The organism is Solwaraspora sp. WMMD1047 (assembly GCF_029626155.1).
Taxonomy (GTDB): Bacteria; Actinomycetota; Actinomycetes; order Mycobacteriales; family Micromonosporaceae; genus WMMD1047.
This window is the reverse complement of the sequence record NZ_JARUBL010000001.1, coordinates 355,057-380,886: the sequence shown is the minus strand read 5'-3', so window position 1 is coordinate 380,886 and position 25,830 is coordinate 355,057. Positions and strand designations below refer to the sequence as shown.

Sequence of the window (25,830 nt, the reverse complement as noted above, 5' to 3'; positions counted from 1 at the left end):
GGGTCCGGCTCAGGTGCAGTCGCCGGTGCCGGTGCTGCGGGTGCGGTCCGCGCCGGCGGTGGCGACCGGGGCGGCCTCGGCGGCGGTGACGGCGAAGCCGGTGTTGCGGTCGTCCGCCGCCGCCGCGAAGATCACCCCGAGCACCTCGCCGTTCGGCGCCACCAGCGGGCCACCCGAGTTGCCGCTGCGGACCAGCGCCCGGATCGTGTAGATCTCCCGGGTGACGTCCCCGGACTCGTAGATGTCCGGTCCGGTGATGTCCCCGGCACTGCGGACCCGGGCGGACTGGGCGTTGTAGGGGCCGTCCAGCGGGAAGCCCAGCACGATCGCGTCGGCGTCCGGCGCCACCGGGCGTTGCGCGAACGGCATCACCGGCGCGGAGATGCCGGGTACGTAGAGGACGGCCAGGTCCCGGTCCGGGTCGTAGACCACCACCCGCCCGGTGTGCCGCTCACCGCGTACCTCGACGGCGACGGTCCGGGCACCGGCCACCACGTGCGCGTTCGTCATCACCCGGTCCTCGGCGTAGACGAAGCCCGACCCCTCGATCCGGCGCGAGCAGCTCGGCGCGACGGCCAGCACCTTCACCACCGACCGTTCCCCGTTCGCCACCACCTGGGAGCCGGCCAGGGCCGGGTCCGGTGGCGCCACGTCCCGCGCCCGGGTCGGCGTCAGGCCGCCGAACACGTCGGGGAAGCCGTTGGTGTCCACGGTGTCCCGCAGCGCGTTGGAGAGGGTCTGCACCTCTTCGGGCAGCACCCGGTCGACCACGGAGAGCAGCGCGCTGTTGCGGACCGCGCTGGCCAGCCACGGCAGCGACGACGACCCGAGCGGTACCGCGACCAGCCAGCCGACCAGCAGCACGGCGAGCAGCGAGACGAACGCCCCGCCGATGTCGTCGGCCTTGCGGCCGGCGTGACTGGTGATCGCCCGCCGCAGGTGCGAGCCGACCCAGCCCGCCAGCGCCTGGCCGAGGACGGCCAGCCCGAAGATCGTGACCAGCGAGACGCCGACCCGGGTCGCTCCGTCGGCGAACCGCTGGGCGAGCAGCGGCCCGAGCTGCAGGCCGATCAGCGCCCCGGCGAAGAACCCCGCGAACGAGAGGAGACCGATGACGAAGCCCTGCCGGTAGCCGCTGATCGCGAACACGAGCATGAGCAGGATGAGGATGACATCCACGGCGGACACCCGTTAAGGGTACGGGGCGGTCGCCGCAACGGCTTCCGTGACTCGATCATGGGACGGTCAGTCCGCGCCGGCGGACGGCGTCGGGAGCGATTGGCTCGGGGGCAGGTCCACCACCCGGTCCAGCGGCCAGGGGCGGCTCCAGCCGGCCATGTCGAGCAGCGCGGCGAGCACTCCGCCGGTGAAGCCCCAGACCAGCATCCCGCGGGCCTGGAAGGCCGGCCCGACCCAACCGCTGGGGTGGCGGACCCGGAGCCGGTTGTCGGGGTCGACCAGCTCGGCGACGGGCAGCCGGGCCACGTGCGCCACCTCGGCGGGCTGCCGGGGGTGCACGGGGTGCGGCCGGTGCCACCAGCCGAGGACCGGGGTGACCACGAATTCGCTTACCGGAATCCACAGCCTCGGCAGCTGGGCCAGCACCGTCACGCTCGTCGGATCGAGACCGACCTCCTCGTTCGCCTCGCGCAGCGCGGTGGCCGGCGGGTCCGCGTCCCCCTCGTCGGCGGCACCGCCCGGGAAGGCCGGCTGCCCCGCATGGTTACGCAGGGTCGCCGCGCGCTGCATGATCAGCACGTCGGGTCCCTGGCCGGGTTCCTCGCCGAGCAGTACCAGCACGGCGCTCTCCCGACCGCCGCTGGTGGGCGTCCGCAACCGGGTGAAGTCCTCCCGCCGGGCGGCCCGGACCCGACTGAGCAGCGGCTCGCACCAGCCGGGTAGCTGGTCGGCCCCGCCGCCGGTGGCGCCGGACCCGCCGGCACCGCCCCCGGTGGCGTGGCCGGTCACGGTGCCACCGCCACGCCGAGATGCTGCTCGACCAGCTTGCCGAGCGTCTCGTCGTCGAGGGCGCCGGACTCGTCCAGGTGCCGGATCAGGCCCTGGCCGTCCACGAAGGCGGTGACCGGGATGACCCGACGTTCCAGCCCGATCAGCAGCCGCTCCTGCTCGTCGAAGAACTGCGGGAAAGTGATGCCGAGGTCGGCGGCGGTCTCCTCGGCGGCCGCCCGCCGGTCGCGGGTGTCCACCCCGATCACCCGCACCGCGCCGGCGGCCCGCTCATGCAGCCGCTGCAGGGCGGGCAGTTCCTTGCGGCACGGCCCGCACCAGGAGGCCCAGAGGTTGACGACTGCCGGGCCGCGCAGTGCGCCGAGGTCGACCCGCTCCCCGCCGACGAAACAGTCGAGCGTCACGGCTGGCATCGCCCGATGCCCGCCACCCGGGGCCGTTTCCATGGCCACCACTCCCAGGGCCGCCGTTCGTGGGGCCTCCGCCGGGCTCTCGGCCGGAGCGCGTGCGGCAGGCGCGGCCGAGGACCCCGCCGGGACCGGCGGGACGTCGAGTTTCGGGCAGGGCTCGAACGGCGCCGGGTCGGACCCGGCCGTGGCCGACCGACGGTCCGGCTCCGGCGACGGACCGGAACAGCCGGCGGCGAGCAGCGCCAGCGGCAGCAGCACCAGAGCCAGCAGCGGCCCGGCCGAGCGGGGTCTCACGGCACCTCCGCCGCCACGGCCGTCGCCGGGACCAGGCCCGGGTCGATGCCGGCCGCGACCACCAACTCGACCGCGCGGGGGCCCTTGAGCAGCTTCGCCGCGGCCGGCGCCGCCGTCGGCCCCAGCCCGACGGACGGGCAGAGCGGGGCCAGCGTGCAGGCCCCGCAGGCCGGCTTCCGGGCGTGGCAGACCCGCCGCCCGTGGAAGATCACCCGGTGCGAGAGCATCGTCCAGTCCCGCTTCTCGAAGAGCCCGCCGACGGCGCTCTCGATCTTGACCGGGTCGGTCTCGGCCGTCCAGCCCCAGCGCCGGACCAGCCGCTGGAAGTGGGTGTCGACGGTGATCCCGGGGACCCCGAACGCGTTGCCGAGGATCACGTTCGCCGTCTTGCGGCCGATCCCCGGCAGGGTCACCAGGTCGGTCAGCCGGCCGGGCACCTCACCGTCGTACCGCTCCACCAGCGCCTGGCCCAGGTTGATCAGGGAGGTGGTCTTGTTGCGGTAGAAGCCGGTGGGTCGGAGCAGCTCCTCCAGCTCGGCCCGGTCGGCGCCGGCGTAGTCGGCCGCGCTGTGGTAGCGGGCGAACAGTTTCGGCGTGACCTCGTTGACCTTCTTGTCGGTGGTCTGGGCGGAGAGGACCGTGGCCACCGCGAGCTGCAACGGCCCCTGGTGGTCCAGTTCGCAGTGCGCGTCCGGATGGGTCTCGGCCAGCACGCGGGCCATCCGGCGCGCCCGCCGCTTGCGGCCGAGGTCGGTCTCGCCGACCGGGCCGGCGCTGATGGGGGTACTGGTCACGAGGTCAGCGTACGTCGGGGTTGTGACGCCACCGCGGGCCCGGCGGCCCGGCCGCGGTCGTCGCCGGTCAGTCGGCCGGTGGCGGCGAGATGACGCCCTTGGCGTCCAGCTTCGCGCCGGTCTGCGGGAAGTCGGAGCGGTTGAGCTGCTGAATCAGCTTCAACCCGCGCAGGTCGCGGTCCATGGTCGGCTTGCCGGCCCCGTTCATGTACGTCGAGAGGAACTGCCCGCCGGCCCAGCTCCCGTCGGCGTTCAGCTCGACCTTGAGCACCCCGCCCCAGCCGAGCCGGCCGTTGTTGCTGAGCATGTTGCCGCCGCCGGCGAAGTTCCCGAGGCTGTACGCGATCAGCCGGCCCTGGTAGAACTCCATGCCGCGCAGCACGTGCGGCCCGTGCCCGACGATCAGGTCGGCACCGGCGTCGATCATCGCCTTCGAGAATTTGACCGGATCGCCCCGGTTCTCGCCCAGGAACAGCTCGGTGCCGGGCTTGACGCGGGTCATCTCCGACCCCTCCGCACCCATGTGCACCTGGACCACGACCAGGTCGGCCATGGTGGTCGCCTTCTCGATCACCTTCTCCGCGGCGGCGATGTCGACCAGGCTGTTGTTCCAGGCGTACGAGGAGAAGCCGGCGACCGCGACCTTGACCCCCTCGACCTCGGTGACGGTGATCTGGTCCACCGCGCCGGTGTGCAGCAGGTCGTGGCGCTCCAGTGCCTGCTGGGTGTTGCGGTAGCCGGCGGCGCCGAAGTCGTACCCGTGGTTGTTGGCCTGGTTGAGCAGGTCGAAACCGGCGTCGGCCAGGTGCTTGGCGTACGACGGTGGGGCCCGGAACTGGAAGCACCGGGTGGAGTCGGCGCCGCACTTGCCGGTCCCGGTGTCCTCGGTCAGCGGCTCCTCCAGGTTGCCCATCACCAGGTCGGCGGCGAGGGCGTCGCGGACCGAGTCGAAGAAGCCCTCGCCGTCGTTGGCCGGCAGCCGGTTCGGCGCGTTGCCGAGCACGATGTCGCCGGTCGCGGACATCGAGATCGCCCGGTCGGCCGGCGTCGGGCTCGGGGTCGGCGCCGACTGGCCGGTCCCGCCGGTGCTGTCGGCCGAGCCGGCCTGCCAGGTCGGCGCCGGCGGCTCGTCGCGGAGGAACCCGGCCGCGGCGACACCGACCACGCCCAGCCCGACCAGCAGTACGACGACAGCGGCCAGCACCAGGGCCGGCCGGCCGAGCAGTCGTCGGCGGGGGCGTCCCGGGCGGTTGGGTGCCTGATCAGCGTGTGTGGACATCGCCAGCAGACAGTACCGGAACCGGTACCGGGGGACGACTGACCGACCGTCCGGACATTTCAGCGTTCGTGCCGGTCGGCGGCTCGTTTCACCTCGGCCGCGTACCGGACCGACCAGGCCGGACCGGGGTCCGGTCCACGGGCCACGACCGCGTCCCGGGTCGCCCGCGCCAGCGGGGCACCCCAGCGGGACCGCGGACCGCCGTACGCCTCCCGCGGGCCGTCCGGCGGGCAGAGCACCACCACCGCGTCGGTCGCGGTGCCGGTGGCCGCCAGCCCCAGCTCCCAGAGCGCCTGGGCCTTGGCCTCGGTCACCGTGCCGACGGCGTTGACAAGCGCCGCATCGCTCAACCCGACCGGCACCCAGGCGACGATGTTCACCGTCCCCACCTCGCGCGGAGCCGGCGATGATCGCGGCCGGACCGGCACCCGCACCGCCGCCGACCCTGCCGACTCCGGCGTCGCGGGCACCGACTCCGACCCGGGCGCTGAACTCTCCGGTGAGACGGCCAGGATCGCAGGCGCCGACCCGGGCGCTGCCGGCTCCGGGGCGGCGGCCAGGATCGGCGTGCCCAGCCCGATGGTCGCCCAGACGCGCACCCCGGTCTCCTCGCGGGTCACCAGGTCGGCGACGTCGACGCCAGTGAGCAGGCCGATACCGGGTCCGACCAGGTCGAGGTCGTGGGCGAGCGCGGCCAGGTGCGCATCCGGGTCGTCCCGGCGGTACGACATCGGCACGGTCGCGTTGATCAACCAGCGCCGTTCGCCGATCCCGCCGCCCAGCGGCGCGGATCCGATCGCCCGCGCCGGCCCCGGCAGCCGCCAGACCAGCAGCGGAAGATCGAGGCCATCCTCGCGCCGGGACGTCAGCGCGGGACCGGTGATCACGGGCCGACCCTAGCGGTCGGCGCCGAAGCAGGAGCCCCGGGAGTGCCCCGACGAGCCCGTGGGAGCGCGATCGTAGCGAGGTATGAGAACAGATCGGTTACGCTTCTGGATCAAGATTCCCGGGGTGCACCGCCGATCACGGCCGGCGGGCGCCTAGACTTGGCGAACGCGCGACGGATGACCGACCGGCGGACCCGGCCGGCGGACGGCACGCGCGGGTGGAGGTGCGCTATGGATGAGGTACTGGCACGCAGCGGGATCTTCCAGGGCGTGGACCCGGAGGCCGCCGAGGCGCTCGCCAAGGAGATGGAGATCATCGAGTCCCGCAAGGGCGAGATCGTCTTCAACGAGGGCGAACCGGGCGACAGCCTCTATATTGTCCTGAGCGGCAAGATCAAGGTGGGCCGACGCGCCGCCGACGGCCGACAGAATCTGATTGCCGTGATGGGCCCCTCCGACATGGTCGGGGAGCTCTCCCTCTTCGATCCCGGCCCGCGTACGGCCACCGCGACCGCGGTCACCGACACCCGGCTGGCCCGGCTCCGCAAGCAGGCGCTGCGCCCCTGGCTGAACAACCGCCCGGAGATCGCGGAGCAGCTGCTCCGGGTGCTCGCCCGTAGGCTGCGCCGGACGAACGACGCGCTGGCCGACTTGATATTCACTGACGTGCCGGGGCGGGTGGCGAAGAACCTGCTGCAGATGGCCGGCCGGTTCGGCACCCGGGACGGCGGGGTCCTGCGGGTCACCCACGACCTCACCCAGGAGGAGATCGCCCAGCTCGTCGGCGCCTCCCGGGAGACCGTCAACAAGGCACTCGCCGACTTCGCCTCGCGCGGCTGGCTGCGCCTGGACGGCAAGAGCATCATCATCCTCGACCCGGAACGCCTGGCCCGCCGCGCCCGCGTCTAGCCCCAGCCGCAGCCCCACTGGTCGCACCTGTGATCACGAAGGATCCGGTGATCTGGCGCGACCCGAACCCGTCGCGATCACGGGCCGACGTGCAGGGCTGGGGCGGGACCAGGTTCCTGCGTGGCGTCGATTACGCGGCCGTGATGCTCGGCCTCCGCTCGTGAGGATGGCTGGCGCACCGGGTGAAGAAGATCCCGGTGTACGCGGCGGGATCGGTCGTGGGAATCCAGCCGGTGTGTCCGTCCCGGAATGGCCAGGTCGGGACATGACAGGGGCACCGCCCCTTCGCGCCGCCGGGGTAGCGGACGCAGCAACAGGGAACCGCGGTCCCGACGGCGCCGGTAAGTGAGCCGTCGACGTCTACGACCAGCAGCTTGCCGGTGCAGTTCGGACACGGGTCGCCTTCCGGCATGATCAGCGGTCTCGGTATCTGGGGTACGGACATTACTGATGCCTTCCTCCCGAGCCAGCGCGTCACCAGGATCCAGCCATGGGACTAAGCACCTCCCGTTTCCGTCACCCACAGCCTGTGGATAGCACATGTGTACGACGGATGCCTTCCGGCTGACGCCACGTAACACCGGCCGACCACTTACCCTGGCGGAGTTTGCATATGCAAACCCTGATTCGAGTTTCCGTTGAGCCGGGGTGGATAGTCAAGGGTCTGCGTACGCATACTTGGCAGAGATGTGACAGGGGAGGACCGAAGGTGGCAACGGGATACCGCGCGATCGCGGAGATGCTCCGGGCGGCCATCGAGCGGGGGGATTTCCAGCCGGGATCGCGTATCCCGACGGAGCACGAGTTGGCCGAGCAGTACGGCGTCGCGCGGGAGACGGTCCGTCGCGCCTTGGCTGTGCTCAAGGCAGGTGGTCTGCTTGTCTCGGCGACGAGCCAGGGCACCGTGGTGGCCGAGCCGCCGGTACGCCTGTCAGTGACCAGGTACGCCGACGTCACGGATGGGAGCCGGTCAGACAACCACCTGGGGCCGTGGGAGACGGCCTGCGCGCAGCAGGGTGTGCCGGGCCGGGCCGAGGTTGTCGGGGTGAACCGGGCGACCGCAGACGCCTCGCTTGCCGCTCAGCTCGATGTTCCCGAAGGGGCCGAACTGGTGCACCGGGCTCGCGAGATGTGGGCGGGCGACGATGTCGCCCAACTCCAGGACTCGTGGTTGCCCGCCGAGCTCGTGGAGGGCACGCCGCTGGCAGAACCGGGGAAGGTGGTCGGTGGGGTCTACGCGGCGATGCTGTCCGCCGGGCTCGTCCCAGCGACCTTCACCGAGTCACTTTCCGCGAGACTGCCCACCAGAGAAGAGCAGCAGCGGATGCGGCTCGGAGATGCGGCGCCGGTCCTGGAGGTCTGGCGAATCACCCGGGACGGTTCAGGCCGGTCATTGGAGGCGCTGCGTACGGTGGCGGATGCTCGCCGATCCCTGTTCGTCTACGACGACCTGCCGGTCCGGACGTGACAGGGACCCAGGCTCTGGTCTGCCCCAAGCAGAAGGGCGGGACAGCCGCCTCGGGTGGCTGACAGGGTGGGCCGATGCGGAACCGGGTCGCTGTCCTGTCCGATATTCACGGCGTACTGCCGGCGCTGGCGGCGGTGCTGGCCGAGCCGGAGGTTGCCACCGCCGACCGGGTGGTGCTGACGGGGGACATCGCGGCTGGCCCGCAACCGGTCGAGGTCCTGGACCTGCTCACCGAAATCGGCGACCGGGCGGTCTGGGTACGCGGCAACGCCGAGCGGATGATGGTGACCTACCGGCGGGGCGGGACGGTCGACATCCCCGACCCGATCCTGCCGTGGGCGGCCGACCAACTGGGCCGGACCCACCTGGACCGGCTCACCGACCTGCCCACCTCGGCCACGCTGCCTGTGGCAGGGCTTGGTCCGGTGCTGTTCTGCCACGCCACTCCCCGCGACGACGAGGAGGTCGTCCTCGTCGACTCGCGGCTGGACCGGTGGGCGGAGGTGCTCGAAGGCACGGAAGAGGGCGTCCGCACCGTCGTCGGCGGACACACCCACATGCCGTACGTCCGGCTGGCGCACGGGCGGTTGGTCGTGAACCCGGGCAGCGTGGGGATGCCGTACGGGCGCTCCGGGGCGCACTGGGCGCTGCTCGGACCAGGCGTGGAGCTACGCCGCACGGTCTACGACGTAGACGCCGCCTGCGCCGAGGTCGCCGCCAACTCGACCTATCCGGACGCGGCTCGGTGGGCCGACTACTACTTGCGGGCCACCGCCACCGATGCCGACGCCCTGCGCGTTTTCGGACCTCGCGACGGTCGTACTACGTCCTGAGAAGCTGCACCGCTTCGCCCAAAAGGCCCACGATGACGCGACGCTCGTCCACCTCGTACCCGCTTCCAAAGCGAGGTCACGGTCACGAAGAGGGCTGCTCCTCGTTTGCCCAGCGCACGTTGGTCGGGCGTCGGCCGGTGGCGGTGTATTCCAGGACTGCGGCCCGGGCGACCACGGAGGTGACGCGGGCGAGGTTGGCCGGAATGTCGACCAGGCCGGTATCGGGTGACTCGTAGACGGTGATCGGCGTACCGGCCTCTTGCTCGATGGCGTAACTGCCGTCAGGCAGCCAGCGCACCGCCGCCCGGTCGGTGTCGATGTCGATGTCGATGCGCAGGACGGGTTGATCTTGGGTGCCGATGGTCAGGGTCTGCCCGCAGCCCCCGTGCGGCATGATTGTGTCGATCTGCCCATCGAAACGACGCCCCGCATCCTGAACGTCGGTCAGTTCGTAGGGGTGGCCGTGGTAGTCACGCAGCAGTGCCAACGGGCGATCCTTTCGCCGGTGCCGGTGTAGACACTGCCGTTACGAGTGGGGCCCATAGCGCGCAGGCGAGTGAACCATGGCCACGCGTCCAGTCGCCTACGCGGCCGCGATACGCAGCCGTCGCGCCGCGAGGTGGCCCGGACACCGGGTGAAGAAGACCCCGGTGTACGCGGCGGGATCATTCGTGGGAATCCAGCCGGTGTGTCCGTCCTGGTACGGCCAGGTCGGGACATGACAGGGGCACCGCCCCCTCGCGCTGCTGGGGTAGCGGACGCAGCAACAGGGAATTGCGGTCCCTACGATGCCGGTAAGTGAGCCGTCGGTGTCCCACGACCTGCAGAGTGCCAGCGCAGTTTGGACACTGGTCACCCTCCGGTAGGACCAGCGTTCTCGGTTTCTGCGGTAGGGACATGCCTTCCTCCCGAGCCAAAGCTTCACCAGGGTCCAGACGTGGGATTACGTACCTCGTGACCGTTATGGACAGCCTGTGGATAGCACATGTGTACGACGGATGTTCGTTAGCCGATGCTGCGTAGTGCGCGGGAGACGGCCCGGCCGACCGGTGGTCGCCGGGCCGCTTCGGCGAGCACTTGGGTGGCCCAGTCGAGTTCGTCGCAGCCGGGGCCGCAGGACCAGCAGCAGCGGACCCCGGCGTCGCGTGCCTGCTTGACCCGCCGCGCGGCCTCGACCCTGTTCGCCCAGGTGGGGGCGCCGTCGTCAGTCATCGGTGGCACCGCCCGCCGGCTGCTTGCGCGGGCTGGCGTCGTACCGGTGGGGTCGTCGGTTGTCGAACCACGGCGGCGCGAGCCGGGGTTGGCCCTGTTGTCCAAGGTCCAGTGCCTGTCTGATCCGGGTATCGATTGCGGCGTCGCGGGCGACGTCGGCCGCCTGTCGTAGCTCGTCGCCCTTGCGGGCCGGTCGGGCATCTGTCGGTTCCATCGGTCGCACACCTCCCGGGGCGGAGGGTGCGGCGGCCGAGACCCCTGTCAGCCGACCGCCGCACCCAGCGGAGCGGACGCGATCACGAGCGAGATCCAGTTGCCGCTGGTGTCGTAGTTCTCGCGTCCAGACTGGACGGCCGACAGAAGGTGTGGATCTATCTCGTCCCACGGCCGTTTGTCCACACGCTACACCTATACACACCACCCATCTATATAGGTGGTCGCCCAGGGTGAAAGATTCGTCACGGGGCGGACGACGGTACGGTGATCGACGTGCCTTCCCAGCACGAGCGTCCCCGCTACCGGCGGGTCGCCGACGAGCTACGCGGCCGGATCATGTCCGGCGCCATCCCGCCTGGCTCGCTGCTGCCATCCGAGTCCACCCTGATGGGCGAGTTCGACGTCAGCCGCGGCACCGCGCGCGAAGCCATCGCACTACTGCGTTCCGAGGGCCTGGCCGTCACCGAGATGGGTCGAGGCACCTACGCGAGACCCGTGCTGCCGATCCGGCGCCTGGGCTCCGACCGGTACCACCACGAACTTGCTCAGCTCAGTGGCGAACTGCCGCCCGCCACGTCGTTCACCGCCGATCATCACGTCGGCTGGCACGACTACCGTCTCGACAAGACGTTCCGGGAGGTTCCGGCAGGCACCGCCAGGGCGGAGCTATTCGGAGTCGCACCCGAGACCATGCTGCTGGAACGCCAGTTTGTCTTCCACGCGGAAGGCGTAGCTCAGCAGATGTCGACGTCCTGCCTGCTCCTGGAGATGGTGGCGGGCACGCCCGTGGCGGATCCCGACCGGGAACCGTGGCCCGGCGGCAACACAGCCCAACTCCACAGCCTCGGGGTCGTGATCACCGGAATCCGGGAACAGGTCCGGTCGCGGATGCCGGTCCGCGATGAGACCGAGACCCTTCGCATCCCAGGCGGCGTACCCGTCCTCACGATCACCCGACAGACCTACGCCGGAGAGCGCGTGGTCGAGATCGCCACCGACATCGTGCTCCCAGCAGACCGCGTGGTACTCGACTACTGGATAGACCTGACCGACCGCACCTCGACCTGACCGCCAGCCCGTCAGCCATCGGCGGCAGGTGCCGCAGAACCTTGAGCGTTGCCGGAGGGACCGCACGCCAGGCCGCCACGGCGCCGACATAAACAATCAGACTTGACTGTTTGTTTATGGAGCGGGAGGCTGGTGCGGTGTCCACAGAACGGGTGCCGCAGCAGGAGCGCAGTCGCGCCACCCGGGCTCGTCTGCTGACCGCCACCGTCGACTGCCTGGTCGAGTACGGCTGGTCCGGGACCACCACCACTGTCGTCGCAGCCCGCGCTCAGGTCTCCCGGGGCGCCCAGCTGCACCATTACCCGACCCGGGCGGCCCTGGTGGTGGACGCCGTCGGGCACCTCGCGCAGCTGCGCGCCGACGAGATCCGGGCCGAGGCCGCCGCGCTGCCGGCCGGGCCGCGCCGGCTCGACCGGGTGATCGACATGCTCGCCACGGCCTTCACGGGTCCACTCTTCGCCGCCGCGCTGGAGCTGTGGGTCGCCGCCCGCACCGACCGCGACCTGCGCGACGCCCTGGTCCCCCTCGAAGCGATGGTCGGCCGGGAGATGCACCGGCTCACCGTCGAACTGCTCGGCGCGGACGAGCGCCGCCCCGGGGTCCGCGAGTCCATCCAGGCGACCCTCGACCTGCTGCGCGGGCTGGGCGTGGCAAACCTGCTCGCCGACGACTCGGCCCGCCGCACCGCCCTGCTCGACACCTGGAAACGCCAACTCGCCACCATCCTCGACCCACCCACCACCACGCAGTCCAGACCTGCCGCCGACAGTGCGGCTGGCCGGCGCGCACCGGAAGACCGGAGGAACCATGGTTGACCTCGACGCCCTGCTCGCCGACCTGGCCGACGAGTCCGCCGAGTTGGACGCGCTGGTGGCCGGTCGGCCGGCCACCGACTGGGCCCGGCCCACCCCGGCGCCCGGCTGGACCGTGGCCCATCAGATCGCCCACCTGCACTGGACCGACCAGGTCTCGTTGCAGGCCAGCACCGATCTCGACGCGTTCCTCGGCACACTGAGCGCAGCCGCCGCCGACCCGTCCGGCTTCGTCGACAAGGGCGCGGCGGAGGTGCTGGCCGCCGCGCCCGACCCGACCGACCTGCTGACCGCCTGGCGGGCCGGCCGCACGGCGCTGGCCACCGCCCTGACCGGCGTCCCCGAAGGCACCAAGATCCCCTGGTTCGGCGTGCAGATGTCGCCCGCCTCCGTGGCGACCGGTCGGTTGATGGAGACCTGGGCGCACGGCCAGGACATCGCCGACGCACTCGAACACGAGCGCGTCCCGACCGGCCGGCTACGGCATGTCGCGCACCTGGGCACCCGTACCCTGGTCAACGGTTTTCTGGCCCACGGCCGGCCGGCGCCCGAGGTGCCCGTCCGGGTCGAGCTGCGCGCGCCGGACGGCGGCGAGTGGGCGTACGGGCCGACCGGCGCCGCCGACCGGGTCACCGGCACCGCCCTCGACTTCTGCCTGCTGGTCACCCAGCGCCGGCACCGCTCCGACCTCGGACTGGTCGCGACCGGCCCGGTCGCCGACGAGTGGCTCGACATCGCCCAGGCGTTCGCCGGCCCAGCGGGGGCCGGCCGGACGGCGACCCCGGCTGCCGGATGACCGGCCGATCCGCCGTGTTGCGGGTCGGCAACGCATCCGGCTTCTACGGCGACCGGTTCGACGCCTGGCGGGAGATGCTCGACGGCGGCGACCTCGACGTGCTGACCGGCGACTACCTGGCCGAGCTGACCATGCTCATCCTCGGCCGGGACCGGCTGCGCGATCCCGACCTCGGCTACGCCCGCACCTTCCTGCGGCAGATGGAGTCCTGCCTCGGGCTGGCCGCCGATCGCGGGGTGAAGATCGTGACGAACGCCGGCGGGCTCAACCCGGCCGGGTTGGCCGCCGCGCTGCGTGCCCTCGCCGACCGGCTCGGGGTGCCGGTGCGGGTCGGCCACGTCGAGGGCGACGCGCTGGACCGGCCCGACACGCTCACCGCGAACGCGTACCTCGGTGCCTTTGGCATCGCCGAATGCCTGGTCGGCGGCGCGGACGTGGTGGTGACCGGCCGGGTCACCGACGCCTCGCTCACCGTCGGCCCGGCGATCGCGCACTTCGGCTGGGGCCGCGACGACCTCGACGCGCTGGCCGGGGCGACGGTCGCCGGGCACCTGATCGAGTGCGGCGCCCAGGTGACCGGGGGCAACTTCAGCTTCTTCACCGAGCTGCCCGACGGCGGCCGGCGCCCCGGCTTCCCGATCGCCGAGCTGCCCGCGGACGGTTCGGCCGTCATCACCAAGCATCCCGGCACCGGCGGCGCGGTCACCGTGGAGACCGTCACCGCGCAACTGCTCTACGAGATCGGCGGCCCCGACTACCTCGGCCCGGACGTGGTGTCCCGGCTGGACACGGTCACCCTGACCGCGCCGGGTCCGGACCGGGTCCTGGTTTCCGGGGTACGGGGAACACCGCCCCCGCCGACCCTCAAGGTCGGCCTCAACAACCTCGGCGGCTTCCGGAACTCGATGACGTTCGTCCTCTGTGGACTCGACCTCGAGGCGAAGGCCGAGCTGGTGCGGACCCAGCTCACCGATACCGTCGGCGACGGCCTGGAGTTCGTGTTGGCCCGCACCGACCACCCGGACGCGACCGACACCGAGGCGGCGAGCGCGCTGCTGCACGTACACCTGCGCGACAGCGACCCGAAGCGGGCCGGGCGGGCGTTCTCGGCGGCCGCGGTGGAGCTGGCCCTGGCCTCCTACCCCGGCTGCACCCTCACCACCGTGCCTGGCGACGCCACCCCGTACGGCGTGTTCACCGCCGACGAGGTGCCGCAGGAGTCGGTGCGGCAGGTCGCCGTACTACCCACCGGGGAACGGGTGCCGATCCCGCCACCGACCCACACCGCCTCGGTCCCGGCCCGACCTGCCGTGTCCGCGCCGGACCCGACCCGACCGCCGGACCCGACCCGACCGCCGGACCCGACCCGACCGGCAGACCCGGTGACCGTCAGATCCGGGCCGGCGGACCGCGAGCCGGGGCCGGTGGCGGATGCGGGAGGTCGGCGTGGGCCGTTGGGCAGCGTGGTCGGGGCGCGGTCCGGGGACAAGGGCGGCGACGCCAACCTGGGGGTCTGGGCCCGCACCGATCCCGGGTACGCCTGGCTGCGCGGCTGGCTCACCGTCGACCGGCTGCGCGAACTGCTGCCGGATACCGCCGACCTGCCGGTCGAACGGTACGAACTGCCGAACCTGCGGGCGATCAACTTCGTGCTGCGGGGCCTGCTCGGACCCGGGGTGGCCGGCTCGACCCGGTTCGACCCGCAAGCCAAGGCGCTCGGCGAACTGCTCCGCTCCCGGATCGTCGACCTGCCGGCGGAGACGTTGCCGGAGCCGGCTGAGCCGGAGTCACCGGAGCCGGCAGGCCCGACGTCTCCGGAGCCGACTGAGCCGGAGTTGCCGCAGGCGGCAGGCCCGGAGTTGCCGGAGCTGACCGGACCGGAACGAGGAGGCCCGCGGTGACAGTCTTGACGACCGCCGTCGACCCGGATGCGCCGGCGTACCGGGAGAACCGGGACGCGATGCTGGACCGGCTCGCGGAGCTGGAGGCGGCACTGGGGACCGCCCGCTCCGGCGGAGGGGCGAAGTACACCGACCGGCACCACGCCCGGGGCAAGCTGCTGCCGCGGGAGCGGATCGAGCTGCTGCTCGACCGGGACTCGCCGTTCCTGGAGCTCTCCCCCGTCGCCGCCTGGGGCACCGACTTCCCGGTCGGCGCCAGCGTGGTCACCGGCATCGGCGTGGTCGAGGGCGTCGAGTGCCTGGTGGTCGCGAACGACCCGACGGTACGCGGCGGCGCGGTAAACCCGTACTCGCTGCGCAAGACCCAGCGGGCCGGCGAGATCGCCCTGACCAACCGGCTGCCGATGATCAATCTGGTGGAGTCGGCCGGCGCGGACCTGCCGAGCCAGGCCGAGATCTTCATCCCCGGCGGGCGGGTGTTCCGCGACCTGACCCGGCTCTCGGCGGCCGGCGTACCGACCGTCTCGGTGGTGTTCGGCAACGCCACCGCGGGCGGCGCGTACGTGCCCGGGATGTCCGACTACACGATCATGGTGCGGGACCAGGCCAAGGTCTTCCTGGCCGGGCCGCCGCTGGTGAAGATGGCGACCGGCGAGGACGCCGACGACGAGTCGCTCGGCGGCGCCGCCATGCACGCCAGCCGGTCCGGACTGGCCGACTTCCTGGCCACCGACGAGCGGGACGGAATCCGGCTGGCCCGGCAGTGCGTACGCCGGCTGAACTGGCGCAAGCTCGGCCCGCCGCCACGCACCGCCGCACCGGCCGCGCCCGCGTACGGCCCGGAGGAACTGCTCGCCATCGCCAGCGCCGACCTGCGGGTGCCGTTCGACCCGCGGGAGGTGCTGGCCCGGCTCCTGGACGGCTCGGAGTTCGACGAGTTCAAACCCGGCTACGGCACCGCCCTGGTCACCGGCTGGGGGGAGCTGCACGGCTGGCCGGTCGGCGTACTGGCGAACGCCCGCGGCGTGCTCTTCTCCGAGGAGGCGCAGAAGGCCGCCCAGTTCATCCAGCTCGCCAACGTGGCCGGCACCCCGCTGCTGTTCCTGCAGAACACCACCGGCTACATGGTCGGCACCGAGTACGAGCAGCGCGGCATCATCAAGCACGGCGCCCTGATGATCAACGCGGTGTCGAACTCGACGGTGCCGCACCTGACGGTAAATCTGGGCGCCTCGTACGGAGCCGGCAACTACGGGATGTGCGGTCGGGCGTACGACCCCCGGTTCCTGTTCACCTGGCCGAACGCGAAGTCGGCGGTGATGGGGCCGGCCCAGTTGGCCGGGGTGTTGTCGATCGTCGCCCGGCAGGCCGCCGAGGCGAAGGGGCGGACCTTCGATGAGGACTCCGACACCGCGATGCGGCTGATGGTCGAGCAGCAGATCGAGTCGCAGTCCGGGGCGCTGTTCCTCTCCGGCCGGCTCTACGACGACGGCGTGATCGACCCCCGGGACACCCGTACCGTCCTGGGTCTTTGTCTGTCCGCCGTGCACAACGCGCCGGTGACCGGTGTCGGGGCCTGCGGCTTCGGCGTCTTCCGGATGTGAGTCCCCGACCAGACCAGGAGGGAGGGCCGACAGATGATTCGCAGGCTGCTGGTGGCGAACCGGGGCGAGATCGCCCGCCGGATCATGGCCACCTGCCGGTCCGTCGGGATCGAGACCGTCGCCGTGCACTCCGACCCGGACGCGGACGCCCCGCACGTGGCCGAGGCCGACGTCGCCGTGCGGCTGCCCGGCGCCGCGCCGGCCGACACCTACCTCCGGGTCGAGCTGCTGGTCGACGCGGCGCGGCGGGCCGGGGCCGACGCGGTCCACCCGGGCTACGGCTTCCTGGCCGAGCACGCCGGGTTCGCCGCCGCCGTGGTCGACGCCGGGCTGACCTGGGTCGGCCCCCCTGCCTCGGCGGTCGCCGCGATGGGCGCCAAGATCGAGGCGAAGGCGCTGCTGGCCGACGCCGGGGTGCCGATCCTGCCGACGTACACCGAGCCGGCCGAGGTGACCGCGTTTCCCGTACTGGTCAAGGCGTCGGCTGGCGGCGGCGGTCGCGGGATGCGGCTGGTGCGCTCGGCCGGCGACTTGGCCGGGGCGGTCGCCGCGGCGCGGCGCGAGGCGGCCGGGGCGTTCGGCGACGGCACGGTCTTCATCGAGCGGTACGTCGAGCGGGCCCGCCACGTCGAGGTGCAGGTCGTCGCCGACCAGCACGGGACCGTGCTCGCCCTCGGCGAGCGGGAGTGTTCGATCCAGCGCCGGCACCAGAAGCTGGTCGAGGAGACGCCGTCGGTGGCGGTCGACCCAGAGCTGCGCGCGGCGCTGCAGGAGGCGGCGGTCCGCGCGGCCCGCGCGGTCGACTACGTCGGCGCCGGCACGGTCGAGTTCCTGCTCACCGACGACGGCGAGTTCTTCTTCCTGGAGATGAACACCCGGCTGCAGGTGGAGCACCCGGTAACCGAATGCGTCACCGGGCTGGACCTGGTCCGGCTGCAACTGGTGATCGCCGAGGGCGGTCACCTGCCGGCGGTGGCCCCGCCGCCGGTGGGGCACGCGATCGAGGTACGGCTCTGCGCCGAGAACCCGGCGGCAGAGTGGCTCCCGGCCACCGGAACCCTGCACCGGTTCCGGGTGCCCGGGGTGACCGTGGAGTTCGCCCCACCGGCCGGCCCACAGCCGAACCGGGCCACCCTGCGGCTGGACTCCGGGGTGCGGGACGGTTCGGTGGTCGGCCCACACTACGACTCGATGCTGGCCAAGCTGGTGGCCTGGGCGCCGACCCGGCCGGAGGCGGTCCGGCTGCTGGCCGGCGCGCTCGCCGGGGCCGAGATCCACGGCGTGGTCACCAACCGGGACCTGCTGGCGCGGGTACTGCGGCACCCGGCGTTCGGGGCCGGCGCCACCGACACCGGGTTCCTGGACCGGCATCCGGAGGTCCACGCGCCGCTGCTCGCCTCGCCGGCCGAGATCGGGCTGGCCGGCCTGGCCGCCGCACTGGCCGGCGCGGCGGCCCGGCGGGCGGCGGCGCCCGTGCTGGCCGGCCTACCGTCCGGCTGGCGCAACGTCCCGGCCCGGCCACAGACCATCGGGTACGCCACCCCGGCCGGCCCGATCGAGGTCGACTACCGCCTTGACCGCAGTGGCGGACTGGCCAGCTGGGCCGTCCGGCGAACCGGCCCGGACACTGCCAACCCGCCAGCCGGGTTCGAGGCGCTGCCCGAGGTGGTGCTGGTCGGCTCCGCGCCGGACCGGGTGACGCTGGAGGTCGGCGGGCTGCGCCGGACGTTGCGGGTGCACCAGGTCGGCGCGGACTGCCATGTGGACGGTCCGGACGGCTCGGTGACGCTGGTCGAGCTGCCGCGCTTCCCGGAACCGGCTCCGGACCTGGCCGAGGGTTCGCTGCTGGCCCCGCTGCCCGGCGCGGTCAGCCGGGTGCTGGTGGCCGCCGGCCAGCGGGTGGCCGCCGGCGAGCTGCTGTTGACGCTGGAGGCGATGAAGTTGGAGCACCCGGTGCACGCCCCCACCGCCGGTGTGGTCAGCGAGCTGCCGGTGGCGGCGGGCGGCCAGGTCGAGACCGGCGCCGTGCTGGCCGTCGTCACCCCCGAATAGCCCGATCCGGAGGCGCACATGGACTTCGATCTCACCCCGGAGCAGGCTCAGCTCCGCGACGCCGTGGCGGCGCTCGGCCGCCGGTACGGCCACGGGTATTTCGTGGCGAAGGCGAAGGCCGGCGAGCACACCACGGAGCTCTGGGATGAGGCCGCCGGCCTCGGCTACCTCGGGGTGAGCGTGCCGGCCGAGTACGGCGGTGGCGGCGGCGGGATCACCGAGCTGGCCATCGTCTGTGAGGAGCTCGCGGCGGCCGGCTGCCCGCTGCTGCTGCTGGTGGTCTCGCCGGCGATCGCGGCCACCGTGATCGCGAAACACGGCACCGAGGAGCAGCGGGCGCGTTTCCTGCCCGGCTTCGCGGACGGTTCGCTGAAGGTGGTCTTCGCGATCACCGAGCCGGAGGCCGGTTCGAACTTCCACCGGCTCGGCACCACCGCCCGCCGCGACGGTGACGACTGGCTGCTCTCCGGCCGCAAGTGCTTCATCTCCGGGGTGGACGAGGCGGCGTACGTGCTGGTGGTGGCGCGGACCACGGACGCGGCCACCGGCAAGCTCAAGCCGGCGCTGTTCATGGTGCCGACCGACGCGGCCGGGCTCACCTCGTCCAGGCTGGACCTGGAGATCGTGTCGCCGGAGAACCAGTGGCTGCTCTACCTCGACGAGGTGCGGTTGCCGGCCGACGCGCTGATCGGCGGGTTGGACTCCGGCCTGCCGGCGCTCTTCGCCGGGCTCAACCCGGAGCGGATCACGGTGGCCGCGATGGCCGCCGGGACCGGCCGGTACGCGCTGGACCGCGCCTGCACCTACACGGCGAGCCGGCAGGTGTGGGGCCGGCCGATCGGCGCGCATCAGGGGGTGGCGCACCCGCTGGCGCACGCCACCGTGCAGGTGGAGTTGGCCCGGTTGATGGTGGCGAAGGCGGCGACCCTCTACGACGCGGGTCGCGACCTGGAGGCCGGGGTGGCGGCGAATCTCGCCAAGTACGCCTGCGCCGAGGCGGCGGCGCTGGCCGTGGACACCGCGATCCAGGCGCACGGCGGCAACGGCATGACCACCGAGTACGGCGTGGCGACCCTGCTGGGGGCGGTCCGGGCCGGCCGGATCGCCCCGGTGAGCCGGGAGATGATCCTGAACTTCATCGCGCAGCACGTGCTCGGCCAGGAGCGTTCCTATTGAGCTGAGAGATGGATCTCAATCCTCTGATACTGTTAGCAAACTAAACAGTTAGGAGGGTTTCCTAATGCCGAGACTTCGCTTCATCGCGCCGTTCGCGGTTATCGCGGTCGCCGCCGCGGTGGCGGCCGTCGTACCGATGACCGCCGCCTCCGCCGCCACCTGCGCCACCCCCTGGAACGCGTCGGCCGTCTACACCGGCGGCGCCACCGTCTCCCACAACGGCCGCAACTGGTACGCCAACTGGTGGACCCAGGGCGAGGCGCCGCCCGGCACCACCGGCGTCTGGGCCGACCGGGGCGGCTGCGACGGCGGCACCGGCAACCCCGCCCCCACCTGCAACTACCCGAACTGGCGGGCCGGCACGAACTACCGGGCCGGCGACATCGTCCGCTACACCGACGGCCGGTACTACCGCGCCGAACACGACAACCCGGGCTACGACCCGGTGATCAGCACCTGGTACTGGGAGCCCTTCACCTGCTCCGGTGGCGGCACCACCGCACCGCCGCCGAACCCGCCGGGCCAGGGCGGCTTCGTGGTCAGCCAGGCCCAGTTCCAGCAGATGTTCCCGAACCGGAACGACTTCTACACCTACGCCGGCCTGACCGCCGCGCTCGGCGCGTACCCCGGCTTCGCCAAGACCGGCGACGACACCACCCGGCGGCGGGAGGCGGCGGCGTTCCTGGCCAACGTCAACCACGAGACCGGCGGCCTGGTCCACATCGTCGAGCAGAACACCGCGAACTACCCGCACTACTGCGACCCCGGCCAGCCGTACGGCTGCCCCGCCGGCCAGGCCGCCTACTACGGACGCGGCCCGGTCCAGTTGAGCTGGAACTTCAACTACAAGGCGGCCGGCGACGCGCTCGGCCTGCCGCTGCTGACCAACCCCTGGCTGGTCCAGCAGGACGCCTCGGTGGCCTGGAAGACCGCGCTCTGGTACTGGAACACCCAGCGTGGGCCGGGCACCATGACCCCGCACGACGCGATGGTCAACGGGCACGGCTTCGGCCAGACGATCCGCAGCATCAACGGCAGCCTGGAGTGCGACGGCCGCAACCCGGCCCAGGTGCAGAGCCGGGTCAACTCGTACCAGCACTTCGTCGGCATCCTCGGCACCACCCCCGGCGGCAACCTCTACTGCTGACCGACCGTCCGCCGCCCACCCAGCTCAGGTGCCCGGACGCCGGGGCGGGGTGGGCGGCGCGGTCCAGGTGTACCCGGGTCCCGCCATCTCGAACTCCGGCGTCAGCGTCACATCCCACCAGAGCTGGATTGTCTGGATCTGCTCGCCCGGTCCGACGACGACGGTGGCTGTCTCGCCCGGCTCCGCCTGGTGGAAACTCAACCGGGTTCCGCCAGCCGTGGCCCCGTAGAGCACGGCAAAGGCGGCCGGCAGCACCGCGTCGGCGTCATTGCTCACCGTCAGCCGGATCGCGGGAACCTGGGTGCGCGGCCCGGTCCGCACCCGGACGGAAGCCTCCTGCACCGTCACGTCGATGCAGGCGCCCTGCCCCCGAACGTCCGCGATCACCGGACCCGTCGAGCGGTTGCCCGGCGCCTCGGTGGATCCCAGCAGCTGGTTCGGGTTCTCGGCGGCGGTCAATGGTGAGCCGAACGCGAGTATGCGGCGCGAGGAACAGGACGGCGTGTCGGCGAAGAGCACCACCTTGTCGTAGACCTCGGCGCTCGTACCACCGAGTCCCGCGAACCGGTAACTGACCGGCCGGAACTGACCGGCCGGCAGCCCGACAGCGCTGTGGAAGGTGATCCCGGCGTTGGTGCAGGCGGGCGCGCCGTCGATCTCGACGGTCGCCACCGTACTGCCGGGGTCGAAGGAGTGCGTGTACCGGTCCTGCCCGACAGGTACGCAGGCGGGTAGTTCGCGCTGCTGACAGCCGACGGTCCAGGACATCTCGCGGGTGATCGACTCGGCACCGGCTGGGCCGGTGAAGGTCACCGTCAGGCTCGCCGTCCGCGCCGCGCCCGGCAACAGCAGTCCGGCCGCGATGAGCGAGCCGGCGGGATCGGTGGGGTAGGGGTTCTGCGGCTGCTGGTACGTGAAGTCGTTGACCTCGTCCCGCATCGACACGATGGAGAGCCCGGTCGACCAGGCAACGGTCGTCCAGGTGACCGACCACTGCCCGGTGTTCACGTCGCAGCGCGCGGTGCCGCCGATCGTGGCGACGGCGGGCGACGGCTCCGGGCTCGGCTGCGCGGCGGCCCGCGCCGGCTCAGCGGCGGTTACCGGAACGACGGCGATGGCCAGCAACGCGATCAGCGGCAGGCGGTGACGCAGCAACGGTTCTCCTCAACTCGGCGTACGGCAGGCGGCGTTGATCGGGGCGGCCGGGCGTTCGCGGCGGCCGAGGCCCTCCAGGATGGAGTCCTCGACGTGGAAGCCGTGCACCCGCAACCGATAGCGGGGCAGCTCCTCCTCACCCGGGCAGAGCACCGTCGACCGTACGTCATCCACCGGGATGTAGCGCACCCCGCCCCGCTCCTGAAGCAGGATGGTGTGCACGTCGTCGACCGCGACGATATGGCCGCGGATGTCCTCGTCCGGCTCGGCGCCCGCATCCACCGACGTCACCGTCAGCGGCAGCACCGGCGTGGTGACCACCGCGTACGCCGACCAGAGCATCGCCACCAGCAGCACCAGCGGGGCGGCGGTGGCCAGCGGCCGGACCGTCAACCGGTGGATCGGCCCGGTCACCGCCAGCGCCAGCAGCGCCGGGGCCACGAAGATCGCGACGACCACGTACTCCCGCTGCCCGGCCGCGTCCCGCACCGTCGGCCCGACGAACCAGCCGTACGCGGCCAGCAGCGGGACGATGAACGCGGCCTGGACCCACCGGTTCGGGTGCAACCTGCTTGGCGAGAGTTGGAACATCGCGGCGACCGCCGGCAGCAGCAGCGGCAGGTAGAGGATCTGCCAGGTGGCCAGCGCCACCACCAGCACCAGGATGACGAACCACATCGGAGCGACGTGCTTCCAGCGCACCACCAGCGGCCGGCGGTCCCGGTCGCCGTGCCGGGGGTTCGGGTCGACGCTGGCCGCCAGCACGGCGCTGATCGCGAAGAGCAGGATGAGCAGACCCGAGACCAGCCGCGACGAGGTCGCCGCGAAGGCCGCCACCAGGTTGACCGGGTTGACGTTGGCCACCAGCAGCAGGGTGGTCTGCAGCTCGCCGCCGGCCTCGACCACCAGCCGCAGGACCGAGATGACCGCCGGTACGCCGACCGCCACCGACCAGAACGACTGGCTGGAGGCGGCCCGGCGCTGGTCGTCCAGCTTGGCCGGTGCGGAGGCGGCTGGTGTGCGTACCGGATGCGGTGGAGGCTCGGCCGGGGTCGGAGGTGGCGCCGCCGGCGGCGGCTGCCGAGGCACCGCCGGCGGCGGCTCCGCCGCACTCTCCCGCGGCGTGGCGGTCATCCCCGTGGCGCCTTGTCGTCGAAGTCGACAAGCTCCGGCACGTTCAGCGGTGGCGGCTGCACCTTGTCCGGCCCGAGCCACGGGCCCAGGGTCCGGTTGTACGCGACCAGCCACGGGCTGCTCTCGCCGTCCCGGCCGGCCTGGTAGCTCTTGTCGAGGAAGTAGGCGACCAGGTCGCGCAGCGCCGGGTCGCTGATCGGCACCCCGACGCCGAGTTGCTCGCTGGTGCCGAACGGCATGTCGACGATCTCGAACTCGCCCGGGTATTCGGAGAGGAACCCGGCCAGGATGGTCTCGTCGGAGCTCATCGCCTGGAAGTCGCCGGACTGCAGGCCCTCCAGGCACTCCCGGACGGTCTTGACGACCAGCAGGTTGACGTCGCGGCGCTTCAGTTCGGCCTCGGTGGTCGAGCCGCCGCTGACGCAGACCCGGTACTCGGGGTTCTGCAGGTCCTCCAGGGTCCGGATGTCGTTTCGCAGCGCGACCGGGACCATCACCTCCTGGGTAGTGATGAAGTACGGGCCGGCGAAGCTGACCAGCTTCGACCGCTCCTCGGTGATCGAGAAGCTGGCCACCACCAGGTCGACCTGGCCGCCCTGCAGGGCGGGGATGCGGTCCTCGGTGGCCAGGGCGACGAACTCGATGTTCTGGTCGCCGTCGTAGCCGAGGGAGGCGGCGATGTAGCGGGCGATCTCGATGTCGAATCCGCTGTAGACGCCGTTCTGCAGGACGCCCATCAGCGGCTCGAAGGTGGCCACCCCGATCTTGATCTTGTCCCGGCCGTAGATCTGGGACTCTTCCAGCTTCTCCTGGACCGACGGCAGCGCGGACTCCTTGTCACCGTCGCAGCCGGCCATCCCGGCCAGCGCCAGGGTGAGTACGACGGCGACCGTGGTAGCGATCGGTCGGAGCCGGCTGGCGCCGGCCCGCGGTGCCCGGGGAGTCACGCTCATCGACGACCTCGCCATTTCCGCGACACGGATGGTGTCCACAGTAGCGCCGGCTGTCACCACGCCAGCGCCAGCATCGCGGGCTTGACAGCGCCTGCGTGAGCTGTATATTCAACCTATCGGTTGATAAACCAGATGGTTGAAGGCAGGTAATGACAGCAGATCCGGTCAGCGACGTGTTCGCCGCCCTCGCCGACCCGACCCGCCGGGCGATCCTGGCCCGACTGGCCACCGGCGAGGCGACGGTCAACGAGTTGGCGGAACCGTTCCCGATCAGCGTGCAGGCGATCTCCAAACACCTGAACGTGCTGGAGAAGGCCGGGCTGATCACCCGGATCCGGGACGCCCAGTGGCGGCGGTGCCGGATCGAGCCGGCCCCGCTGCGCACCCTCGCCGAGTGGGTCGCGCAGTACCGCCGGCTCTGGGACGAGCGCTACGACACGCTCGACGAATACCTGCGCGACGTGCAGAAACAACAACAACCAAGGAGAGAACAGTGAGCCCGAGCAAGCCGACCGTGACCCTCCCGTCCGACCACGAGATCACCATGACCCGCGTCTTCGACGCCCCCCGCGAACTGGTCTTCGCCGCCCACACCCAGGCCGAGCACCTCAAGCACTGGTGGGGACGCGGCAACCCGCTCGACATCGAGCTCGACCTGCGGGTCGGCGGCCGGTGGCGGTTCGTCGAACACGCCGACGACGGCAACGCGTACGCCTTCCGGGGCGAGTTCCGCGAGATCGTCCCGCCGGAGAAGATCGTCCAGACCTTCGAGTTCGAGGGTATGCCCGGCCACATCGCCGTCGAGACGCTGGCGCTGACCGAGGTCGACGGCAAGACCACCGTCACCAGCACCACCCGGTTCGACACCAAGGAAGATCGGGACGGCATGCTCTCCTCCGGGATGGAGGAGGGCGCGGCCCAGTCGTACGCCGCCCTCGACACCTACCTCGGCACCCTGCGCTGAGTTCGTGGGGAGGGGCGCCCGGGCCGGCCGAGGCGCCCCTCCCACGGCACAGCGGTCGACGCCGTGCGCCGCCACGTCATCGCAGCCGGCGTCTCGGCTGGGATAGGTTCGTGGCGGCGGCACGACCCCGCCCGCGTGCCCGACCTGGCCCAAGGAGGCTTCCGTGTCCGTGGAGACGGATCAGCCGGCGTCCGAGCCGGTCGACGAGCACCGGCCCCGGCCGCTCCGGCTGCCCGCGTTCGCGCTGGCCGCCCTGCTGCTCGTGCTCGACCAGGCCACCAAGCTCTGGGCCACCTCGACGCTCGCCGACCGGGACCCGATCCCGGTCCTCGGTGACCTGCTCCAGCTGCGGCTGGTCTACAACCCGGGCGCCGCCTTCTCCATCGGCACCGGTTTCACCTGGATCTTCACCGTGGTCGCCGCCGTCGCCGTGGTGGTCCTCACCCGGATGGCGTGGCGGGTCCGGTCCCGCTGGTGGGCGGTCGGGCTCGGATTGGTGCTGGGCGGTGCCACCACCCACCTGCTCGACCGGCTCTTCCGGGAGCCGTCCTTCGGCCGGGGCCACGTGGTCGACTTCATCGACTACGGCCCGTTCGTCGGCAACGTGGCCGACATCGCCCTGGTGGGCGGCGTCGCCCTCCTCGTCCTGCTCAACCTCCGCGACGCCCCCACCACCCCACGCCCGACCCCCTGACCGCGCCCACCACGCAGGGCAGGCGTGCGGCGGGCACGATCTGCGCCCGGGGCCACCGGCGCGGCCTGACCGCGCCGAGCCTCTTCCGCGCCTTTCCCCACCCG

27 protein-coding genes are annotated in these 25,830 nt (G+C 72.1%); 14 read left to right on the top strand and 13 right to left on the bottom strand.

What is annotated here, in order from left to right; all coding sequences use genetic code 11:
* Positions 1-9: 9 nt before the first annotated feature.
* The 6 genes from O7627_RS01785 to O7627_RS01760 all read right to left on the bottom strand — a co-directional run bounded on the left by O7627_RS01785 (position 10) and on the right by O7627_RS01760 (position 5,632).
* Positions 10-1,188, bottom strand: coding sequence for a MarP family serine protease (locus tag O7627_RS01785; RefSeq protein ID WP_278091751.1), 1,179 nt, complete (start codon positions 1,186-1,188; stop codon positions 10-12).
* Positions 1,189-1,245: 57 nt separating this feature from the next.
* Positions 1,246-1,881, bottom strand: a complete 636-nt coding sequence (locus tag O7627_RS01780) for a CoA pyrophosphatase (RefSeq protein WP_278098113.1) — start codon at positions 1,879-1,881, stop codon at positions 1,246-1,248.
* 83 nt (positions 1,882-1,964) lie between these two features.
* Positions 1,965-2,672, bottom strand: a complete 708-nt coding sequence (locus tag O7627_RS01775) for a TlpA disulfide reductase family protein (protein WP_278091750.1) — start codon at positions 2,670-2,672, stop codon at positions 1,965-1,967.
* Complete coding sequence (gene nth, locus O7627_RS01770; RefSeq protein WP_278098112.1) at positions 2,669-3,394, bottom strand: endonuclease III; 726 nt, start codon at positions 3,392-3,394, stop codon at positions 2,669-2,671. Before nth ends, O7627_RS01775 begins: the two co-directional genes overlap by 4 nt.
* A 139-nt stretch (positions 3,395-3,533) precedes the next feature.
* Positions 3,534-4,745 (bottom strand): CapA family protein, encoded by a 1,212-nt coding sequence (locus O7627_RS01765; RefSeq protein ID WP_278091749.1) that lies wholly within the window; start codon positions 4,743-4,745, stop codon positions 3,534-3,536.
* 59 nt (positions 4,746-4,804) lie between these two features.
* On the bottom strand, positions 4,805-5,632 hold the full coding sequence (locus tag O7627_RS01760; protein WP_278091748.1) for an adenosylcobinamide amidohydrolase: 828 nt from the start codon (positions 5,630-5,632) through the stop codon (positions 4,805-4,807).
* 231 nt (positions 5,633-5,863) lie between these two features.
* On the opposite strand from O7627_RS01760, the gene O7627_RS01755 reads away from it, so the two are divergent.
* The 3 genes from O7627_RS01755 to O7627_RS01745 all read left to right on the top strand — a co-directional run bounded on the left by O7627_RS01755 (position 5,864) and on the right by O7627_RS01745 (position 8,842).
* On the top strand, positions 5,864-6,541 hold the full coding sequence (locus O7627_RS01755; RefSeq protein WP_278091747.1) for a Crp/Fnr family transcriptional regulator: 678 nt from the start codon (positions 5,864-5,866) through the stop codon (positions 6,539-6,541).
* Positions 6,542-7,250: 709 nt separating this feature from the next.
* Positions 7,251-8,009, top strand: coding sequence for a GntR family transcriptional regulator (locus O7627_RS01750; protein ID WP_278091746.1), 759 nt, complete (start codon positions 7,251-7,253; stop codon positions 8,007-8,009).
* Between the two features lie 74 nt (positions 8,010-8,083).
* Positions 8,084-8,842, top strand: a complete 759-nt coding sequence (locus O7627_RS01745; RefSeq protein WP_278091745.1) for a metallophosphoesterase family protein — start codon at positions 8,084-8,086, stop codon at positions 8,840-8,842.
* Positions 8,843-8,924: 82 nt separating this feature from the next.
* Here O7627_RS01745 and O7627_RS01740 read toward each other — a convergent pair whose 3' ends face one another.
* The 4 genes from O7627_RS01740 to O7627_RS01725 all read right to left on the bottom strand — a co-directional run bounded on the left by O7627_RS01740 (position 8,925) and on the right by O7627_RS01725 (position 10,453).
* Positions 8,925-9,329 (bottom strand): Imm1 family immunity protein, encoded by a 405-nt coding sequence (locus O7627_RS01740; protein WP_278091744.1) that lies wholly within the window; start codon positions 9,327-9,329, stop codon positions 8,925-8,927.
* Positions 9,330-9,847: 518 nt separating this feature from the next.
* A complete protein-coding gene (locus tag O7627_RS01735; RefSeq protein ID WP_278091743.1) occupies positions 9,848-10,054 on the bottom strand; it encodes a hypothetical protein in 207 nt (68 codons plus the stop codon).
* On the bottom strand, positions 10,047-10,268 hold the full coding sequence (locus tag O7627_RS01730) for a hypothetical protein (RefSeq protein WP_278091742.1): 222 nt from the start codon (positions 10,266-10,268) through the stop codon (positions 10,047-10,049). Before O7627_RS01730 ends, O7627_RS01735 begins: the two co-directional genes overlap by 8 nt.
* Before the next feature lie 47 nt (positions 10,269-10,315).
* Positions 10,316-10,453 (bottom strand): hypothetical protein, encoded by a 138-nt coding sequence (locus tag O7627_RS01725; RefSeq protein ID WP_278091741.1) that lies wholly within the window; start codon positions 10,451-10,453, stop codon positions 10,316-10,318.
* An 81-nt stretch (positions 10,454-10,534) separates the two neighbouring features.
* On the opposite strand from O7627_RS01725, the gene O7627_RS01720 reads away from it, so the two are divergent.
* From O7627_RS01720 to O7627_RS01685, 8 genes are all read left to right on the top strand, one after another.
* A complete protein-coding gene (locus O7627_RS01720) occupies positions 10,535-11,338 on the top strand; it encodes a GntR family transcriptional regulator (protein ID WP_347404629.1) in 804 nt (267 codons plus the stop codon).
* Between the two features lie 137 nt (positions 11,339-11,475).
* Entirely contained in the window at positions 11,476-12,153 is a 678-nt protein-coding gene (locus O7627_RS01715) for a TetR/AcrR family transcriptional regulator (RefSeq protein WP_278091739.1), read from the top strand.
* The gene (locus O7627_RS01710) at positions 12,146-12,946 is read left to right on the top strand and encodes a TIGR03084 family metal-binding protein (protein ID WP_278091738.1); all 801 of its coding nucleotides are present in this window, start codon (positions 12,146-12,148) and stop codon (positions 12,944-12,946) included. The genes O7627_RS01715 and O7627_RS01710 overlap by 8 nt, the downstream gene beginning before the upstream one ends.
* Entirely contained in the window at positions 12,943-14,847 is a 1,905-nt protein-coding gene (locus O7627_RS01705) for an acyclic terpene utilization AtuA family protein (protein WP_278091737.1), read from the top strand. Before O7627_RS01710 ends, O7627_RS01705 begins: the two co-directional genes overlap by 4 nt.
* Positions 14,844-16,451 carry a carboxyl transferase domain-containing protein gene (locus O7627_RS01700; protein ID WP_278091736.1) on the top strand — a complete coding sequence of 536 codons (1,608 nt, stop codon included), beginning with the start codon at positions 14,844-14,846 and terminating at the stop codon, positions 16,449-16,451. Before O7627_RS01705 ends, O7627_RS01700 begins: the two co-directional genes overlap by 4 nt.
* Before the next feature lie 33 nt (positions 16,452-16,484).
* A complete protein-coding gene (locus O7627_RS01695; protein WP_278091735.1) occupies positions 16,485-18,503 on the top strand; it encodes a biotin carboxylase N-terminal domain-containing protein in 2,019 nt (672 codons plus the stop codon).
* Between the two features lie 18 nt (positions 18,504-18,521).
* The gene (locus tag O7627_RS01690) at positions 18,522-19,679 is read left to right on the top strand and encodes an acyl-CoA dehydrogenase (protein WP_278091734.1); all 1,158 of its coding nucleotides are present in this window, start codon (positions 18,522-18,524) and stop codon (positions 19,677-19,679) included.
* A 64-nt stretch (positions 19,680-19,743) separates the two neighbouring features.
* Entirely contained in the window at positions 19,744-20,826 is a 1,083-nt protein-coding gene (locus tag O7627_RS01685) for a glycoside hydrolase family 19 protein (protein WP_278091733.1), read from the top strand.
* A 24-nt stretch (positions 20,827-20,850) separates the two neighbouring features.
* Here the strand turns inward: O7627_RS01685 and O7627_RS01680 are convergent, their stop codons facing one another.
* Genes O7627_RS01680 through O7627_RS01670 form a run of 3 tightly spaced genes read right to left on the bottom strand, consistent with a single transcriptional unit; the run spans position 20,851 to position 24,068 of the window.
* Positions 20,851-21,981 (bottom strand): hypothetical protein, encoded by a 1,131-nt coding sequence (locus tag O7627_RS01680; RefSeq protein WP_278091732.1) that lies wholly within the window; start codon positions 21,979-21,981, stop codon positions 20,851-20,853.
* A 9-nt stretch (positions 21,982-21,990) separates the two neighbouring features.
* Complete coding sequence (locus O7627_RS01675; protein ID WP_278091731.1) at positions 21,991-23,115, bottom strand: hypothetical protein; 1,125 nt, start codon at positions 23,113-23,115, stop codon at positions 21,991-21,993.
* Positions 23,112-24,068 carry a transporter substrate-binding domain-containing protein gene (locus O7627_RS01670; RefSeq protein WP_278091730.1) on the bottom strand — a complete coding sequence of 319 codons (957 nt, stop codon included), beginning with the start codon at positions 24,066-24,068 and terminating at the stop codon, positions 23,112-23,114. The genes O7627_RS01675 and O7627_RS01670 overlap by 4 nt, the downstream gene beginning before the upstream one ends.
* A gap of 149 nt (positions 24,069-24,217) precedes the next feature.
* Here O7627_RS01670 and O7627_RS01665 point away from each other — a divergent pair, with 149 nt between their 5' ends.
* The 3 genes from O7627_RS01665 (at position 24,218) to O7627_RS01655 (ending at position 25,726) form a co-directional block, all read left to right on the top strand.
* Positions 24,218-24,565, top strand: a complete 348-nt coding sequence (locus O7627_RS01665) for a metalloregulator ArsR/SmtB family transcription factor (protein WP_278091729.1) — start codon at positions 24,218-24,220, stop codon at positions 24,563-24,565.
* Positions 24,562-25,032, top strand: coding sequence for an SRPBCC family protein (locus tag O7627_RS01660; protein WP_278091728.1), 471 nt, complete (start codon positions 24,562-24,564; stop codon positions 25,030-25,032). Before O7627_RS01665 ends, O7627_RS01660 begins: the two co-directional genes overlap by 4 nt.
* A gap of 163 nt (positions 25,033-25,195) precedes the next feature.
* On the top strand, positions 25,196-25,726 hold the full coding sequence (locus O7627_RS01655) for a signal peptidase II (RefSeq protein ID WP_278091727.1): 531 nt from the start codon (positions 25,196-25,198) through the stop codon (positions 25,724-25,726).
* Positions 25,727-25,830 lie beyond the last annotated feature (104 nt).

Bases quoted from the DNA above. Each gene is read 5' to 3' on its own strand.
- O7627_RS01685 (WP_278091733.1), top strand. From the start codon at position 19,744: ATGCCGAGACTTCGCTTCATCGCGCCGTTCGCGGTTATCGCGGTCGCC.
- O7627_RS01735 (WP_278091743.1), bottom strand. From the start codon at position 10,054: ATGACTGACGACGGCGCCCCCACCTGGGCGAACAGGGTCGAGGCCGCG.
- O7627_RS01710 (WP_278091738.1), top strand. From the start codon at position 12,146: ATGGTTGACCTCGACGCCCTGCTCGCCGACCTGGCCGACGAGTCCGCC.
- nth (WP_278098112.1), bottom strand. From the start codon at position 3,394: ATGGCCCGCGTGCTGGCCGAGACCCATCCGGACGCGCACTGCGAACTG.
- O7627_RS01745 (WP_278091745.1), top strand. From the start codon at position 8,084: ATGCGGAACCGGGTCGCTGTCCTGTCCGATATTCACGGCGTACTGCCG.
- O7627_RS01665 (WP_278091729.1), top strand. From the start codon at position 24,218: ATGACAGCAGATCCGGTCAGCGACGTGTTCGCCGCCCTCGCCGACCCG.
- O7627_RS01695 (WP_278091735.1), top strand. From the start codon at position 16,485: ATGATTCGCAGGCTGCTGGTGGCGAACCGGGGCGAGATCGCCCGCCGG.
- O7627_RS01675 (WP_278091731.1), bottom strand. From the start codon at position 23,115: ATGACCGCCACGCCGCGGGAGAGTGCGGCGGAGCCGCCGCCGGCGGTG.
- O7627_RS01730 (WP_278091742.1), bottom strand. From the start codon at position 10,268: ATGGAACCGACAGATGCCCGACCGGCCCGCAAGGGCGACGAGCTACGA.
- O7627_RS01670 (WP_278091730.1), bottom strand. From the start codon at position 24,068: ATGAGCGTGACTCCCCGGGCACCGCGGGCCGGCGCCAGCCGGCTCCGA.
- O7627_RS01690 (WP_278091734.1), top strand. From the start codon at position 18,522: ATGGACTTCGATCTCACCCCGGAGCAGGCTCAGCTCCGCGACGCCGTG.
- O7627_RS01755 (WP_278091747.1), top strand. From the start codon at position 5,864: ATGGATGAGGTACTGGCACGCAGCGGGATCTTCCAGGGCGTGGACCCG.
- O7627_RS01705 (WP_278091737.1), top strand. From the start codon at position 12,943: ATGACCGGCCGATCCGCCGTGTTGCGGGTCGGCAACGCATCCGGCTTC.
- O7627_RS01765 (WP_278091749.1), bottom strand. From the start codon at position 4,745: ATGTCCACACACGCTGATCAGGCACCCAACCGCCCGGGACGCCCCCGC.